Source organism: Nonomuraea sp. NPDC047897 (genome assembly GCF_043204415.1).
In the GTDB taxonomy this organism is placed as follows: Bacteria; Actinomycetota; Actinomycetes; order Streptosporangiales; family Streptosporangiaceae; genus Nonomuraea.
Map to the genome: position 1 here is coordinate 293,650 of NZ_JBIDCC010000004.1, position 15,442 is coordinate 309,091.

Here is a 15,442-nt window from a genome sequence, read left to right on the forward strand (position 1 = left end):
TCACTCCCTCCCACCACCCGGGAACCCCGCCCTGCCACCCGTGGGCAGCACGACCTTCACCCGCCACCCCTCGACCCCCGTCGGCCCCGCCTCGAACGACCCGCCCACCAACGCGGCCCGTTCCCGCATCCCGATCACCCCGGCACCCGCCCCGTCCAGCGAAGCCCGACGCCCGTTGACCGGATTGTCGACGGTCACCGTCACCCGCTCCGGCTCGTACGCGATGACGACGCTCACCGCCTGACCCCCATGCTTCAGCGCGTTGGTCAGCGCCTCCTGCAGGATGCGATACCCCGCCAGGTCGACCGAGGCCGGTAACTCCCGAACGTCCCCCTCGACGTGCATCGCGGTCACCAGCCCCGCCTCGTGGGACCGTTCGACCAGGCCCTCCGCATCGGCCAGCCGCCGCCGCATGGCTTCAGCGGTCTCGTCACCCTCCTGGCGCAGCAGCCCGATCATCGACCGCATCTCGGCCATCCCCTGCACGCTGTTCTCCCGTACGGACTCCATGACCCGCCGGACCGTCCGCCCGTCGAGGTCCTTACGGGAGAGCGCCGCAGTCGACTGGATGGCGATGGCACTGAAGTGATTGGCGATCATGTCGTGCAGCTCGCGCGCCATCCGCCGCCGCTCGGCCGCGATGGCCGCCTCCCGGTCGAGCTCCGCCAGGCGCGCCACCTGCTCCGCCCGCGCCCGTTCGGCCGCAGCCTGATCGCGTTGCTGCCGTAGCACCATCGCCGTCGTCACCGGTGTCACCAGCACCAGCGCCGCCTGAACGCCGAAGATCGGCAGCACCTTCCAGTCCTTGGCCAGCGACCCCGCCACCGCCCCGGCCACCACCGCCAGCACGCTGGCCGCCCCCAGCAACCACCGCGAGAACTTGGCCGGCCCGTACAGCGCCGCCGCGTACACGTTGTCCGTGAACACCAGCACGGTCGGCAACGACGGCCCCACCACCAGATCCATCGACATGCCCACCACGCCGAGCCCCAGCGACACCAGCGGCGCCCGATACCGCGCCAGAACCCCCGCGCAGGTGAGGGCCAGCGGCACCACCAGCACCCACTCGGGCACGCCACGCCGCGTATAGGCCCCTCCCACGATCAGGAGGAGCCCCACCGCGAAGGACAGCCCCGCCCAGTGCGCCGCGCGTCTCATACCCCCATCCCACCATCGCCCGCGTGCCCTGCCCTCCTCCACCCGACCGCCTGTGGATACACCCTTCGATGTATCCACAGGATCGTTTCCACCGGTGATGTCCGGGCCGTCCCGCCCGGAGACGATGAACAGGTGATTGTCGCCATCCTGATCGGCTGCGAGATCGGCTTCTGGGCCCTCCTGGCGCTGGGCTTCGCCTCCCGCTACCTGTGGCACCTCCGCACGCTGAGCACGATCCTCCTCCTCGGCGTCCCGCTGCTCGACGTGATCCTCCTGGCCGCCGCGGTGATCGACATGCGCGGCGGCGCCACCGCCGACCTCCGGCACGGCCTCGCCGCCGCCTACCTCGCCTACAGCATCGTCTTCGGCCACCGCACCATCCGCTGGGCAGACGCCAAGTTCCGCCACCGCTTCGCCGGTGGCCCACCACCCCCCAAGCCCCCCGCCGGCGCCGCGGCACGGGCCCGCCACGAATGGGCCTTCTGGCTACGCATCGCCCTCGCCTACGCCCTCACCTGGGCCATCGTCTTCGCCCTCGCCTGGCTCGTGAACGACCCCACCCGCACGGAGCCCCTGTTCGCTTTCATGTCCGGCCTGCTGAAAGTCCCTCTGATCGCTTTGATCTGGCCGGTGAGCTACACCCTCTGGCCCAGCAAGACGGACACGGCACGGTCCTGATCGCCATCTCTGGTTCGAGTCACTCCCGAAGACCCGCTATGCTTGCTTACGCAGCGAGCGGCCGTAGCTCAATGGATAGAGCATCTGACTACGGATCAGAAGGTTGGGGTTTCGAGTACCTCCGGCCGCACAGCAGATCAAAGGCCCTTCGGGATGACCCCGGAGGGCCTTTCTCGTATCCGTGCAGCAGCGATTTACAGCAACGGCGTCTGCCATCCGCCACTGATCGAGTGCCTTGGGCATGCTCCGCGTGAGAGGCATCCGTCGTGGAGGAGAGGAAGAATGTGATCGGGACCCGCATCCTCTCGTTCAAAGCCTGGCGAGGGGGCCGCTATGTCGGCCTGGCGGAGGTTCTCACCTCTCTGGGTACCCTGATCGACGGCCACCGCTGGCGGTTGACCATCGACTGGCTCGTCTCGCCCGAGCTTGAAGCGATCACTGAGGCCACGGCGGACTCACTGGTGACCACGGGCCGTCTCATCGAACTGTTCAGCGTGGAGTGCCAGCTCATCGACGGAGAGCTTGTCGGCCACGGCGACAGCCCGTCGGCGCCGGAGGTGAAGATCCGAGCGTTCGACAGCGGCCACTGGGATGTGCAGACCGACAGCCCTGAGCTATTAGAGAAGATCATCATGCTCTATCCCGACGCACAGGAGCTCCCCGAGTGGTGAATCCGCGAGACTCACCACGAAAGGCCTCCCAGGAGGGACTGTACGGTTTACTGAACACACCCTCAGAAGGTTAGGGGTTCGAGTCCTCTCGGCCGCGCACAGCTTGACCAGGGAGTTCCTTGATCGCAAGGGACTCCCTGAGTCGTTTCTAGGGGTCGACTGTAGGAACGCGTGATGCCTCCTGGAGCTGACGGATCGTCTGCGGGATGGGCGGCTCAGGCGGCTCGGTGTTGCCGAGCAGTAAGCCGGAAAGGGCTAATAGTGCCCGGCTATCGCTACCGCTGTCATCTGCTGCTGCGCTACAGCATCACTTGGTCAAAGCCGTGGGGCACCTCCCGCTCGGGAGAGTGCCCCATGTTCACTCGGTCGCGCAGGTCGCGTAGGCGATGACGCTCCACTTCCTGGTGGTGGAGCTCAGCTCGTTCGCGGTGGCTGAAACCGCGCGGGTGGTGGGGATGAAGTTGATGAGGGCGGTCTCACCGGCGGCGCCGGGGATGGAGAATCCGGCGCTGAGCGCCTGCTTTCCTTCGGGGCAGGTCACGAGTGTGCCCTTGTTGTCCGAGTTCTCTGCGGTTTCATCCTCGACGACCTGGAGACCCGCCGGTTGTTCCTCGGCGCAGATCGCGAAGGCCCGGAGGTAGTAGTTGCCGTCGTAGCCTCGGTGGTTCTCCTTGGTGTGCACCGAGACGGAGTGCAGCGAGGGGACCAAGTCCGTGACGCTCACGTTGCCGCGCGCGCCCTCCAACTGATACCCGGAGCCGAGCAGCCATTCGCCGTCCCGGCAGTCGAGTTCCAGCTCCTTGGGATTCGGATGTGAGGTGGTGGTCACGAAGCGGATCGTGGTGATCCCGCGCGGATACCCGCACACGGCCCACACGCGGATCCTCCACGGGGCGCTCGTTCCGGACAGGGTTTCGACGCCGTACGCGCTGACGGTGGTGCCGGTCGGGATCACCTCGTCGATGATGACGTCACCGCCCACGCCTCCGGGCACGTCTCCGATGATTTCGGCTCCGGTGCCGATCACGCGCTTGGCGTCGGGGCAGGTGACCTCGGCGCCCTTGTCGTTGGAGTTGCTCTCACTGGTGCCGCTGACCGCCACTCGACCGGGGACGTTCGCCGACGCCGGGGTGGCCGTCGTCACGAAGCCGGTGACCAGTGCGACGATGAGCGACGCGGTCGCCGCTCGGGTGCGTGATGCCGGGATGTTCAATTGAACCCTCCTGGGCAGGGGCCGAGACCAGTTCTCCGCCTGTCGGAGAGGGCGCCCCATCTCCGCACTATGGCCCCCAGACGCGCCCCGGCACCGCGCCCTTTTACCTGTTAGCACACGGTTCTTGTGCCTTTGATGATCAAGCCTGGTAGGCTGTGGTCCAGGGCCGAAGCCTCTCCGGGTTGCGAACGGCCTGGATGCGAGTGATCCGGCCGCCCGCGATCTCGAACGCCATGACGACCACGGTGACGCCGTCTTGCTGGGCCACCAGGGAGAACTCGCTCCAAGATCAGCTGAATGTGGGCTCTGGGCTTATGTGACCGACCGCGTGCGCGGGGGGTCTCTGCGCGGCGGCCTCGGAGGCGTGGCCGGAACCGGAGGCAGAGTTCCGCCACCTGGCATGAAGAGGGTGGCAGGTGCGGCCCTCAGGCGGTACGGCCGTAGGGCAGACGACCGGGAGATCTCGGTTGGATTTCGGTGCCTGGACAGAGCGAAGATCCTGCCCAGGCACCGAGCTTGAGACGGGGGCACAGGCTGGCCGTGGCAGTCGTCGAGCTTCGCCCGGCCAGCGCCGCCGCGCATGTCGGGGTGCTCAACCGAGCCGTTCCTTGAGCACAGACTGCTCGCCGCCATGCAACTCCGCGTAACGGAGAGCGATACGACGAGCGGCGGTCGCCACGTTCGCTGTGGAGGAATGGTTGTAGATCCACCGGCCTCGCCCGGTCGTGTGGCCGGTCCACCACCACCAGGTGTCCCCGTCCGTCCAGACGCCCAGGCCGGCCGAGATCAGCACCAGCGCGACGCCGTCGCCGTGACGGACCTCGGAAGCGATCCGGTGCGCTGCCTGGAGCTGGGTCTGAAGCTGCTCGGCTGCCGGGCCGGCCGGTCGCAGGCCGGGCACAAGTCACATGGTCGCGGTCATCGCTCGTCGCCTCCGTCACCAACGGTGAGCAGGACGAGTTCATGAAGCGGCTGCGGCTGCTTCACGAGATCGAGGTAATGGGCCATCAGTCATGTGGCCGCCGTGGTGGGAGCCCAGGCAAGCGTCCACAGGACGGTTCCGCGTGCGCTCGGACAGGGAGCCTGCCAAAAGATCATCTGCCCGGCCCAGCGCATCCTGTATTGCGTCGGCGAGCCGGACCTGGCCGCTCGCGCCGCCGATCGCGCGATGGTCGCCGCCGAAGAGACCGGCGATCCCATCCTGATCGCGGTCTCTGCCTGGACCTCCACCATGGCCGCGCTCGGCCGCTCCGATGCCGAAGAGGCCCACGCCATCGCTCACGACGCCACCGGCCACCTCCGCCACATCGTGCCGACCAACCCTGCGGCACTGTCCGCTTGGGGGCACTCAACCTGTTCGATGCCATCGCCCTGGCTCGGCTGCACCGCCCCGCCGACGCCTGGCACAGCTGGACCCTCGCCCACCAGGGGACCACCGCACTCGGAGCCGAACACCATCACCCGCTGACCATGTTCGGCATGGCCAACGTCGCCATCTACGCCGTCGCTGTCCCAATCGGCCGAGACCATCGCCTTCAACGCCACTGCCCGCACCACGATCATGGAGATCGTCTCCGGTACTCGACGACCGCCGCGTGCCGCGCTGGAGCTGGCCGCCCGCGTCCTGCGCGCCGGTTTACCGTCGGCGGACCAATCTCTAGCGAGTGCAGCTGTGAGCTCTAGCGCCCTTGCTAGCGGTGAAGCCTTCTCCTGACATGCGGTCTAACGTTCCAGCGGCCCCATGCGAACGCCCCTGAACGGGCTCCAGGGCGTCGAGCAGGCGGGGCGGCTGCTAGGACCTGTATGAGGTTTGAATCATGAGGTTGTCAGCGCTGATTGTTCAGCTTGGTGGGTCATCGCTGGATCAGAGCCTCCCGCCTCCCAGCTCGTTCCCCTATGGGATGCTCTGCGCCATGAAGATTAGAAACGGCCAAATTGACGATGTTGTCCCTATCGTTGCTCTGCACGTAGACAGTTGGCGTTCGGCGTATGCGGGGATCATGCCCGACAGCTTCCTGAACGGGCCTCTGACCGATGACCGGCTCACGCTGTGGCGGGAACGGCTGGCTTCGCCTGCGCAGGGTTCAGGGCTGTTCGTCGCTCACGACGATGGAGAGCTGCTTGGCTTTGTCTACCTGTTTCCGGCTCCCGATGAGCGGATCCTGCTTGACAACCTCCACGTACGGCCGGTGAGCATAGGCTCAGGCATTGGAACGCAACTGCTACGGCGGGGGCTGGCGTGGGCGGCGGACGAGCACCCCGGCAGGCAGGTCTATCTTGAGGTACTCTATGCGAACACGCGCGCCATCGCCTTTTACGAACGACACGGCGCACGCCGCACGGACGAGCGGATATGCCGTTTCCAGCAGGGTTTCGAGCTGCCCGAGTTCGAGTACGCCTGGCCGATGAACTGATCGGTTGGATGCACACCTCGGGCCTGCATGGGACTTCGGATGTTCAGATGGGTTGAAGGCTTCGGATCCACAAGATGGCTCCGCGTAGATGAAGGCCGGCGAGGTAGCTATCGGGGGGTCTTGTCGAAGCGGAAGGCCAGTCCTCACCACTCCTTGATCCGATCAATGCAGCGTTCCGCCGTGTTGCGCTGCTTGTAGAGATTTGAATCATGGCTGATTGGGCGGCCACCGCGGGAGCCGCCCTTCTTGTGGCCAGGCCGTAGAAGTGGTGGTACGAGACGTAGGCCGCAGCAGCCGCGACAGCCAGCAGGACGACCACCGCGCAGCCGAGGATGACCCGGTCTCCGGCTCGGCCCGCGCCAGCCTGCGGGCCGTTCCGCTACCGGCGCGGTACCCCGTCGGGGGTGACGGAAAGGTTGGTGAAGGGGCGTCGGATGCGCTCCAGCGGGCCTCGGTCGGCGGGATTCGCTTCCCCGACGATCGTGGGTGTGGAAAGGTTTGGGCTCATGGCCTGGCTCCTGCTGTAGTCAGGTTGCCGGGTCGTAGGCCGGGGTTCGGTGTTGGACGCACCGGGCCTCGGCCGTGTGGCTCCCGCTGAAGAGCCAGCGGGTATTCGGCCAGGTGTGCACCTCGATTTGGGAGCGGAGCAAACCCGTATGACCATCGACATCCGGACCTTCCTGCCCATCGCTGAACACGCCGCCAGCATCGCCGCCGACATCATCCGCACCAAGGCACCCGGCGTCGTCACCGCCAAAGGCGACCGTGACATGGTCACCGAAGTGGACTACGCCGTCGAACAGGCCGTCCGCGACTTCCTCGCCCGTGAGACACCTGAGATCGCATTCCTCGGCGAGGAGGAAGGCCTCACCCACGCCGGCAGTGGACTCATGTGGGCACTCGACCCGGTCGACGGCACCGCCAACTTCCTGCACGGCATCCCACTGTGCGCAGTCTCCCTCGGCCTCATCGACAAGAACATCCCCACGCTGGGAGTCATCGACCTGCCGTTCCTCGACAACCGCTACACCGCCGCCGAGGGCGCAGGCGCCCGAGCCAACGGCACCGAGATCAACGCCAGCCACATCCGCGATCTGGACGCCGCCATCGTCTCCATCGGCGACTACGCCGTCGGCACCGGTGCCCAGGAACGCAACCGGCCCAGACTCGCCCTCACGCACGAACTCGCCGCCCGAGTGCAACGCGTCCGCATGTTCGGATCGGCTGCCATCGACCTGGCATGGGTCGCCGACGGCAAGACCGACGCGCTCGTGATGTTCAGCAACAACCCGTGGGACACCGCCGCCGGCATCATCATCGCCCGCGAAGCCGGAGCAGTAGTTGTCGACCTGGACGGCAGCCCGCACACCATGAACGCCGGAGCCACCATCGCCGCGAGCCCCAAACTCGTCGCCGACCTCGTCGAACTCATCGCCGAGGCACAGAAGAACGCCCAGCACAGCGCCCACACTGCCGAATAGTTCCTATAAGGATCAGGGCGGCGGCGCGCCGCACCCCCGGCCCGCCGCGCCGTACCAACCGAACCCATCAGCGGGCGTTGCCGCGCCGCCGCACAGATGCAGCCCTCACGATCGCCACAGCATGGCTGATCTGTGTCCGTGGTCGGGGGCGATCGACGATCCAGGGTTCGTTCCTCACCCTGGCTCACCGAGCAGTGGCTGATCGCGGGCCCGCGCCGGACGGCACGCGGATGCGCAAAGATCATTGAGCGTGGCCCATGGCGGTGTCAGCTGAGAGGACACGTCCGTGATCGACTCAACCTACAGCGAGTGGTTTCGCCGGCGAACCCAGCTGGTCGTCGACTTGACGTGGTGTTCCGCCACCAAGATTGACGACGTCCTGGCTGCGTACAACATCTCACCCGAGAGCACTCAACCGGCACGCTTCACCGCAGACGACATCGACATGCTCATCGGGCGCCTCGGCAATGGCACCGTCATCATGGACTACCGCGTCGATTCTGTCACCGAGGGAGCTCTTCCCATTCTGGCGCAGTACGGCCCCTGCCTGAGCGCTACATGGATCGATGACGCCCCAGCCGTGGTCTCTTATCGCACGGAAATCGGCCTGGTGGTCAAATTCGACATGATGGAATGGAGCTGGTATCCAGATCCTGATCTCGCCAGCGTCGAGCAATGGATAGCCGCCGGCCCAGCGGGTCGGGAGACCTGGAAGAACAATTATGGTCTCGCCACGCTCATCACCGCCGAAGCGATATGCCAGGCTGTGGTCGACGACGACTGGATACGATCCGTACACACTGGCGTCACCTCACCGGATCCACTGGGGCAGGAGATGCCGTCAGCCTCACGCTCTCTCAGCTCGATCATCGAAAGATACGGTGACCGCACACGGTAGAGCAGAGGTCCGGCGGTTTGCTGTATGGGTTCCTCGTTCTACTTCGCGTGCACCGTCACCTTCGCTCGCGGTGCACGGAAGGTCAGACGCATCGTGAAGGTATCCAGCGTGAACAGATCGCTGCCGTCCCAATCGAAGCAGCCGACCTGGCCGGGCGGAGCGTCCGGGTGGGTGGACACGCAGTCTTGTCCCTCCCGGTTCTCGTACCACTCGACGAGGCGGACCTCCTCGAACCGGAAGTCCACGACCGGCGTCCCGGCCAGCTCGGGCGGAGTCCACTGTGGGTCGTACCGGAACTCCAGCTTCAGCACCGGCGGCCTGCCGGGCTGATAGGTCAGGCCCCTGAAGTCGGTGTCGTGGAGGTAGACGTGGGCACCCTCCGCGGTCCAGAACTCGTACAGCCCCGTCCTGGGAGTGACACCACGATCTTCGTCCTCGGCCACGCCGGCGAACCTGGTTACGGACATGGGGACATGGTCCTACAGCCTGGAACGTCCTCGGCAGGCTCCGGCAGAGCAGGCTCCGGCAGAACGGTGACAGCAGCGCTGACAGCAACGTCCCGACCCGTGGCGCTCACCTCGGCCGCCGTCCACCATCCGATGAGCAGGCTGTGTCGAGTACGTCCCCAGGGGAGATCGCGAGAACCCGGAAAGCCGGGCGGAGGCGTCGGACGTTGGCTGATCATAGGACGGAGGAGGCCTCATACGAAGAATGATCGCCTGCCTGTCTTTGGTGCTTCTCCTGTCCTCCTGCGGCGGGGACCATGTGGCCTCGCCCGGCGGGTCGTATGGCGCGTCGCGGGATGGGTTCGAGACGCGTGCCCGGGAGGTGGCGGAGCGCTGGCAGGGTTCGGCCGATGACCACGCCTGGCGTAAGGGGTTCGTTGCGCTGGAGGTCCTGAACCCGCAGGGATGGAATCACGTGAGCCTAATCCCGGCCTGGGTGAACAGGAGCTCGCACAACGGTGCCTGGCGGCTGGCCGCCAAGCTACCCAAGGAAACACTGACAGCGACGCGTCTTACGCTGCGACGGCCCCGGTGCAGGCCGCGAGGTGGAGGGACGAAGAGGTCATGAACGCTCGTCGTCCGGTGCGTGAGTCCCGGTTCTCTCAATGCGAGGCCGGGGCTTCGCGGTGTTCAGGGCGGTCATGAAACGGGTGAGGAGCGGGTCCGTGTCCCCGGCGCGCCAGACCAGGTGCAAGGCGGTGGAGGTACCCGCAAGCCGTCGAGATGCCACGCCCTCCCGGTGCAGCACTCGATAGGAGTCGGCCATCACGGTCGCGCCGAAACCGGCGCTGACCAGTGCGAGGATCGTCTGGACGGTCCGGCCCCGTGCGGCGACGCGCGGCACGATCCCGGCGTGATGGCACAACGAGGTGATCTCGTCGTGCGCATGGGGCGCGGATTCGCGTGGCCACAGCACCAGGGGGATCTCGCCGAGTACGGAGACCGGTGCCGGCTCGCGGGTCGTGGAGAGGGGGTGCCTGGCCGGCAGGAAGAGGGTCAACGGTTCGCGCGCCCAGACTCGGGTGGCGAGACGGGCGTCGCGGACCGGCAGCCGCTGCACTGCCACATCGAGGCTTCCGTCCATGATGCCGGCCGACATCTCGGCGTCGTCGAACAGCTCCACCAAGGAGAGGTGGACGTCGGGGAGCTCTGCTCGCAGTCGGCCGAGGGCGTCTCCCAGCGCGCCGTTGATGGCCGACCCGGCGAACCCGACCGTCACGCGACCGGTCTTGCCCTCGGCGGCCAGCCGTACGTCGTTCAGAGCGGCTTCGGCATCGGCCAGCATGTGGACGGCCCGTCGGAGCAGCGCCTCGCCGGCTGCGGTGGGTACGAGGCCGCTGCCGGCGCGGGCGAACAGCTCGGACCCCAAGCGGCGTTCCAGTTCACGGAGCTGCCGGCTCAGGGTGGGCTGGGTCAGCCGTAGGCGGCGCGCGGCTCCGCTGATGGATCCCTCTTCGGCGATCGCGACTATGTACCCCAGCAACCGCAGCTCCAGCCATGCCTCCACGGCATGGATGCTATATCCATCGATGCCTCGAAGTAGGCAGGCGGGGATACTTTGGCAACAATGAAGGCGCCCTGCTTTTTCTGAAATGCCGGAGTTGTCGTGAAACACCTTGGAGTTCTCGCTCACAGCACGGGAGGGGCTGCCCTGTGCTTCCTCACCTTCTGCGAGGAGGGATTCCGACGGACCGGTCGCAACGAGCATCCCGACGTCACCCTGGACTACATCGCCTTCGGATACAGCATGCCCGCCTGGGAGAGTGGAGATCACGCGACCGTCCGGGCCACTCTGGCCACCAGCACGCAGCGGCTGGCCCGGGCCGGCGCCGACTTCTTCGTCTGCCCGGACAACACCGCCCATATGGCTCTTGAGGCGCCGGGGCCGGACCTCCCGCTGCCGGGTCTCCACATCGCCGAGGTCGTCGCGGACCAGGCCGCGGCCGAGGGACACACCCGGGTCGGCGTGCTGGGCACCAGGTACACGATGGACGGCCCGCTGTACCCGCGGGCGCTTGCCGCCCGTGGGATCGCCGCGGAACTGCCGGACGCCGACGACCGCGACCTCGTCAACGAGGTCATCTTCAAGGAACTGGTGAACGGAGTGATCAGCGCTTCCTCACGCCAGGAGTATCTCCGCGTCATCGAACGGCTGGCCGACCGGGGCTGTGACGCGGTCGCGCTCGTCTGCACCGAGATCCCGTTGCTGATCACACCTGAGGTCTCCTGCCTGCCGACGTTGGACTCGACCCGGCTGCTGGCCCGCGCGGCCTACGACGTCGCCGTCGGCGAGCGGGCGATGCCTGATTGGCGCGGCGGCCCCCGATGAGCCCGGGACCTCGCCGAACGGAGCGGACGATGCCCCATCCCGAACGGCGCCTCAAGGAGCTCGGGCTGACGTTGCCGGAGGTCGTCCCCCCGGTCGCGACCTACGTGCCCGCCGTACGCAGCGGTGACCACGTCCACGTCTCGGGCCAGGTGCCACTGCGGGAGGGGCGGCTGATCGCGGCCGGCCGGCTCGGTGACACGGTCGGCGTGGAACTCGCGTACGACTGCGCGCGCCAGTGCGCGCTGAACGCCCTGGCGGCGCTGAAGGCGGAGATCGGCGATCTGGCGGCGGTGGCTCGCGTGGTCAAGGCGTTGGTGTTCGTCGCGTCGACAGCCGACTTCACCAGCCTCCCCCAGGTCGGCGACGGGGCATCGGCCCTGCTCTGCGAAATCTTCGGCGAAGCTGGACGGCATGCGCGCTCGGCGGTCGGGGTGTCGGCGCTGCCGCTGAACTCACCCGTCGAACTGGAACTTCTGGTCGAGATTCGCCGGCCGGTCAGCGGCTGAGCCCGCGAATCCCCTGGATCCCCCGCCGTCGGTCTGCGGGGACGGCAACATTCTCAGTCACAAGGAGCGCGCCCCCATGCCCGTGAAAGTCCCGGCGGCGATCGTCGGTTCAGGCAACATCGGAACGGATCTGCTCTACAAGTTGCGCCGATCCGAACTCGTCGATCCGCGTTTCATGGTCGGCATCGACCCCGACAGCGAAGGTCTGAGGCGGGCGAAGGACCTCGGCGTCGAGGTTTCCGCGGAGGGCGTCGACTGGCTGCTCAGCCGATCGGACCGACCCCCGCTGGTGTTCGAGGCGACCTCGGCGAAGGTGCACGCCGCGGCCGCGCCACGCTACGCAGCCGCGGGGATCACCGCGATCGATCTGACACCCGCGTCGGTCGGCCCCTGGGTCGTACCCGCTGTCAACCTCGACGATCATCTGCAGGCGCCCAACCTCAACATGGTCAGCTGCGCGGGACAAGCCACCATCCCCCTCCTGTACGCGATCGACCAGGTCGCCGACGTCTCGTATGGCGAGATCGTCGCCACCATCGCGAGCGCCGGCGCCGGTCCGGGCACCCGCTGGAATCTCAGCGAGTTCAGCGAGAAGACCGCACAGGCCCTGAGAGCCGTCGCCCGAGTAGACGAGGCCAAGGCCTTCTCACTGATCAATCCGGCCGAGCCGCCCATGGCCATGCGCGACACCGTGTACGCGAGGGTTCGCCGGAGAGACGCTGACCGGATCGAGCACGCCGTGCGAGACATGGTCGCCGAAGTCCAGCGCTACGTACCCGGTTACCAACTGCGATTCATGGAGGTCGACGGCGACCTGGTCACCGTCATGGTGCGGGTGCAGGGCGCCGGCGATTTCCTGCCCGCGTACGCGGGCAATCTCGACATCATCACCGCCGCCGCGGTCGCCGTCGCCGAACGGATCGCGGAGAAGACCCATGGAGCCGCCCGGTGATCACTCTGGTCGACACGAGCCTGCGCGACGGCATGAGCAGCGTCTCGCACAAGTTCACACCGGCACAGGTGGGCGCGGTGGCCAGCGGCCTCGACCGGGCGGGTGTCCGGGTCATCGAGGTCGCCCATGGCATCGGCATCGGTGCCTCCTCGGTCCAGTACGGGTTCGCCGCCGCGACGGACGTCGAGTACGTACAGGCCGCCGTCGCCGCGGTGGACAGAGCTGACATCGCCGTGTTGTACGTGCCGGGGATCTCGACGCTCGCAGCCCTCGACGCCGTCCGCGACGCGGGTGCCACCACGGTGCGGGTCGCCACGCACTGCACCGAGGCCGACTGCGCCGAGCAGCCCATCCGCCACGCCCGTGACCACGGCATGCGCGTGATGAGCTTCCTGATGATGAGCCACAAGCTCGAACCCGCCGCACTTGCCGAGCAGGCAGCCAAACTGGACTCCTACGGCGCGCAGGTGATCTACGTGGTCGACTCCGCCGGGGCGCTCGTCCCCGGTTCCGCCGCAGCCCGTGTCGCCGCGCTGCGGGACGCGGTCCACGCCGACATCGGGTTCCACGCCCACAACAACCTGGGCGTGGCTGTCGGCAACGCGCTCGCCGCGGTCGAGAACGGCGCGACCTACATCGACGGTTCGCTCCGAGGTCTGGGGGCCAGCGCCGGCAACGCCCAGACGGAGGCTCTGGCGGCGGCGCTGGAACGTGCCGGTCACCACCCGGGAGTCGACCTCTTCGCACTGATCGAGGTCGCCGAACACCTCATCGCGCCGTTGATGACCGAACCGCAGGTCGTCGACGAGACCGCGCTCCTGCTCGGTTACGCCGGTCTCTACTCCACCTTCTTCCACCCGGCGAAGCGCGCCGCCGACAGGTACGGCATCCCGGTGCGCGAGCTCCTCGTGGAACTGGGCCGACGCGACGTCATCGGCGGCCAGGAGGACATGATCATCGAAGTGGCGGCGGAGCTTACGAGCCGAGTGCGAAGTGTGTGAGTGATGAGGCATTCCGAGGTTCGAGAGGCGGCGGCCGCGTTGCTCGACGCCTACCGGTCGGGAACGCCGATTCCTCCCCTGAGCACCACCTACCCCGGCGCGACGATCCCCGACGCCTACCGGATCCAGCAGGAGCAGGTGCGGTTCTGGACCGAGGCCGGAGACCAGGTACGCGGCCACAAGATCGGCCTGGTGTCAGCCGCGATCCAGCGGCAGATGGGTGTTCACGAGCCGGACTACGGCCATCTGACCGCAAGCATGTTCCGCCCCGAGCACCGACCGATCTCCACCCGCGGGCTCATCCAGCCCCGGATAGAGCCGGAGATCGCCTTCATCCTGGGCGCCCCTCTCCGGGGACCCGGCGCGACGGTCGACGACGCCCGCAGGTCGGTGCGATACCTGCTGCCGGCCCTTGAAATCGTCGACTCGCGGATTCAGGACTGGAACATCTCGATCGTCGACACGATCGCTGACAACGCGTCGTCCGGGGCGGCGATCCTCGGAAGCACGCCGATCGATCCAGCCGACGTCGACCTGCGATCCGCGAACTGCGCGCTGCTCAGGAACGGAAAGGTCACCGAAACCGGCACGGGAGCCGCGGTTCTCGGGACACCGTTCAACGCTCTGGCCTGGCTGGCGAACGCCATCGGTGCGCTGGGGGTGTCGCTGGAGCCAGGTCAGGTCGTGCTGTCCGGCTCCGTCACCAGGGCCATCGCGGTCGCGCCGGGCGACAGCATCATGGCGGACTTTCCCGGGATCGGCCGGGTGACGGCGGTGCTGGCCGAGGAAGACCTGTCCTGACGGGCGGCTCGCTACGGCTGCCGGTCCACTTCGATCGTGACCCCCGCCGGGCCGCCGGGTGGTCGGGGTCGCGCGGCGCCGATACGGCCGTCATGCGTCGGCTGACAGGTCCAGGCCGGCGGTGATGGCCTCGAAGGCGCGTTCGACGCGGGTGAGCAGGAGCTGGAGGCTGCCACCACCGGTGTGGACCCAGGCACGGGCGGCGATGCTCCAGCCGGTGATGGCGAGCTCCGCCAGGGCCTGGAGCCTGAGGTCGTCGGACGGCAGCCCGAGTTCGGCGGTCAACTGCTCGTTGATCCGCTGCACGACCCCGGCGCGGTGGTGTGCCGTGTAGGCCAGCAGAGACGGCGCGGTCAGCACCAGGCGGCGGGTGGCGACGTAGCGCTCCCCCCACTCGGGTCCGAGTTCGGTGACGACGCGGCACAGGGTGTCTCGCAGCTCGACCAGGACGAGGCCGGACAGCGTGTGCGCCTCCAGCGCGGCCACGTAGGCCGACCACAGCTCGACCTCGGCCTCGATCGCCACCGCCTCCTTGGTGGCGAAGGTGCGGAAGAAGGTGCTCTTCGAGACCTCCACCGCGTCGACCAGCTCGTCCACCGTGGTCGCGTCGAAGCCCTTTTCGGTGAACATGCGCAGCGCGACGTCGGCCAGGGCCCGGCGGGTGCGCAGCTTCTTGCGCTCGCGCAGCGGCAGTGAGCCGTCGCCGGTCGGGGTCGGGGCTGCCATGACCACCACCCTACATCGGACGCACCTTGGTCGCATGAGAGACAGAGACTCAAAAGAATCAAACTATATTGTGAGGCTGAGTTTCATTATGGTGGGAGTCGCGAAAGC

17 protein-coding genes, 1 tRNA gene and 1 pseudogene are annotated in these 15,442 nt (G+C 67.4%); 12 read left to right on the plus strand and 7 right to left on the minus strand.

What is annotated here, in order from left to right; genetic code table 11:
• On the minus strand, positions 1-1,158 hold the full coding sequence (locus tag ACGF0J_RS11350; RefSeq protein WP_393144477.1) for a sensor histidine kinase: 1,158 nt from the start codon (positions 1,156-1,158) through the stop codon (positions 1-3).
• A 132-nt stretch (positions 1,159-1,290) separates the two neighbouring features.
• Between ACGF0J_RS11350 and ACGF0J_RS11355 the strand changes: the two genes are divergently transcribed.
• From ACGF0J_RS11355 to ACGF0J_RS11365, 3 genes are all read left to right on the plus strand, one after another.
• Positions 1,291-1,836 carry a hypothetical protein gene (locus ACGF0J_RS11355; RefSeq protein ID WP_393144479.1) on the plus strand — a complete coding sequence of 182 codons (546 nt, stop codon included), beginning with the start codon at positions 1,291-1,293 and terminating at the stop codon, positions 1,834-1,836.
• 57 nt (positions 1,837-1,893) lie between these two features.
• Positions 1,894-1,966, plus strand: a tRNA-Arg gene (locus ACGF0J_RS11360).
• A gap of 136 nt (positions 1,967-2,102) precedes the next feature.
• On the plus strand, positions 2,103-2,507 hold the full coding sequence (locus tag ACGF0J_RS11365; RefSeq protein ID WP_393144481.1) for a hypothetical protein: 405 nt from the start codon (positions 2,103-2,105) through the stop codon (positions 2,505-2,507).
• Positions 2,508-2,865: 358 nt separating this feature from the next.
• Here the strand turns inward: ACGF0J_RS11365 and ACGF0J_RS11370 are convergent, their stop codons facing one another.
• A complete protein-coding gene (locus tag ACGF0J_RS11370; RefSeq protein ID WP_393144483.1) occupies positions 2,866-3,720 on the minus strand; it encodes a hypothetical protein in 855 nt (284 codons plus the stop codon).
• Between the two features lie 592 nt (positions 3,721-4,312).
• Entirely contained in the window at positions 4,313-4,621 is a 309-nt protein-coding gene (locus ACGF0J_RS11375; protein ID WP_393144485.1) for a hypothetical protein, read from the minus strand.
• A 114-nt stretch (positions 4,622-4,735) separates the two neighbouring features.
• Here ACGF0J_RS11375 and ACGF0J_RS11380 point away from each other — a divergent pair, with 114 nt between their 5' ends.
• Together ACGF0J_RS11380 and ACGF0J_RS11385 are read left to right on the plus strand one after the other, a co-directional pair.
• The gene (locus tag ACGF0J_RS11380) at positions 4,736-5,188 is read left to right on the plus strand and encodes a hypothetical protein (protein ID WP_393144487.1); all 453 of its coding nucleotides are present in this window, start codon (positions 4,736-4,738) and stop codon (positions 5,186-5,188) included.
• Between the two features lie 532 nt (positions 5,189-5,720).
• On the plus strand, positions 5,721-6,134 hold the full coding sequence (locus ACGF0J_RS11385) for a GNAT family N-acetyltransferase (protein WP_393144489.1): 414 nt from the start codon (positions 5,721-5,723) through the stop codon (positions 6,132-6,134).
• 43 nt (positions 6,135-6,177) lie between these two features.
• Here ACGF0J_RS11385 and ACGF0J_RS11390 read toward each other — a convergent pair.
• A pseudogene (locus tag ACGF0J_RS11390) lies at positions 6,178-6,382 on the minus strand (IS5/IS1182 family transposase); the annotation flags it as partial.
• Between the two features lie 408 nt (positions 6,383-6,790).
• Between ACGF0J_RS11390 and ACGF0J_RS11395 the strand changes: the two are divergent.
• Positions 6,791-7,615 (plus strand): inositol monophosphatase family protein, encoded by an 825-nt coding sequence (locus ACGF0J_RS11395; RefSeq protein WP_393144491.1) that lies wholly within the window; start codon positions 6,791-6,793, stop codon positions 7,613-7,615.
• A gap of 286 nt (positions 7,616-7,901) precedes the next feature.
• Entirely contained in the window at positions 7,902-8,513 is a 612-nt protein-coding gene (locus tag ACGF0J_RS11400) for a hypothetical protein (protein WP_393144493.1), read from the plus strand.
• A 38-nt stretch (positions 8,514-8,551) separates the two neighbouring features.
• On the opposite strand, the gene ACGF0J_RS11405 is transcribed toward ACGF0J_RS11400, so the two are convergent.
• Complete coding sequence (locus ACGF0J_RS11405) at positions 8,552-8,980, minus strand: hypothetical protein (RefSeq protein ID WP_393144495.1); 429 nt, start codon at positions 8,978-8,980, stop codon at positions 8,552-8,554.
• A 601-nt stretch (positions 8,981-9,581) separates the two neighbouring features.
• Positions 9,582-10,526 (minus strand): LysR family transcriptional regulator, encoded by a 945-nt coding sequence (locus ACGF0J_RS11410; protein WP_393144497.1) that lies wholly within the window; start codon positions 10,524-10,526, stop codon positions 9,582-9,584.
• Positions 10,527-10,625: 99 nt separating this feature from the next.
• Between ACGF0J_RS11410 and ACGF0J_RS11415 the strand changes: the two genes are divergently transcribed.
• The 5 genes from ACGF0J_RS11415 (at position 10,626) to ACGF0J_RS11435 (ending at position 14,608) form a co-directional block, all read left to right on the plus strand.
• A complete protein-coding gene (locus ACGF0J_RS11415; protein WP_393144499.1) occupies positions 10,626-11,348 on the plus strand; it encodes an aspartate/glutamate racemase family protein in 723 nt (240 codons plus the stop codon).
• Positions 11,349-11,377: 29 nt separating this feature from the next.
• The gene (locus ACGF0J_RS11420) at positions 11,378-11,854 is read left to right on the plus strand and encodes a RidA family protein (RefSeq protein ID WP_393144501.1); all 477 of its coding nucleotides are present in this window, start codon (positions 11,378-11,380) and stop codon (positions 11,852-11,854) included.
• A gap of 76 nt (positions 11,855-11,930) precedes the next feature.
• Entirely contained in the window at positions 11,931-12,806 is an 876-nt protein-coding gene (locus ACGF0J_RS11425) for an acetaldehyde dehydrogenase (acetylating) (RefSeq protein ID WP_393144503.1), read from the plus strand.
• Positions 12,803-13,807: a 4-hydroxy-2-oxovalerate aldolase gene (gene dmpG / locus ACGF0J_RS11430; RefSeq protein WP_393144505.1), complete on the plus strand. Its 1,005-nt coding sequence runs from the start codon at positions 12,803-12,805 to the stop codon at positions 13,805-13,807. Before ACGF0J_RS11425 ends, dmpG begins: the two co-directional genes overlap by 4 nt.
• Positions 13,808-13,846: 39 nt before the next feature.
• Complete coding sequence (locus ACGF0J_RS11435) at positions 13,847-14,608, plus strand: 2-keto-4-pentenoate hydratase (RefSeq protein ID WP_393144507.1); 762 nt, start codon at positions 13,847-13,849, stop codon at positions 14,606-14,608.
• A 90-nt stretch (positions 14,609-14,698) separates the two neighbouring features.
• Here the strand turns inward: ACGF0J_RS11435 and ACGF0J_RS11440 are convergent, their stop codons facing one another.
• Positions 14,699-15,334: a TetR family transcriptional regulator gene (locus ACGF0J_RS11440; RefSeq protein WP_393144509.1), complete on the minus strand. Its 636-nt coding sequence runs from the start codon at positions 15,332-15,334 to the stop codon at positions 14,699-14,701.
• Positions 15,335-15,442 lie beyond the last annotated feature (108 nt).

Coding starts and splice junctions, on each gene's coding strand:
- ACGF0J_RS11350 (WP_393144477.1), bottom strand. CDS start 1,158: ATGAGACGCGCGGCGCACTGGGCGGGGCTGTCCTTCGCGGTGGGGCTC.
- ACGF0J_RS11385 (WP_393144489.1), top strand. CDS start 5,721: ATGCCCGACAGCTTCCTGAACGGGCCTCTGACCGATGACCGGCTCACG.
- ACGF0J_RS11395 (WP_393144491.1), top strand. CDS start 6,791: ATGACCATCGACATCCGGACCTTCCTGCCCATCGCTGAACACGCCGCC.
- ACGF0J_RS11405 (WP_393144495.1), bottom strand. CDS start 8,980: ATGTCCGTAACCAGGTTCGCCGGCGTGGCCGAGGACGAAGATCGTGGT.
- ACGF0J_RS11420 (WP_393144501.1), top strand. CDS start 11,378: ATGCCCCATCCCGAACGGCGCCTCAAGGAGCTCGGGCTGACGTTGCCG.
- ACGF0J_RS11425 (WP_393144503.1), top strand. CDS start 11,931: ATGCCCGTGAAAGTCCCGGCGGCGATCGTCGGTTCAGGCAACATCGGA.
- ACGF0J_RS11440 (WP_393144509.1), bottom strand. CDS start 15,334: ATGGCAGCCCCGACCCCGACCGGCGACGGCTCACTGCCGCTGCGCGAG.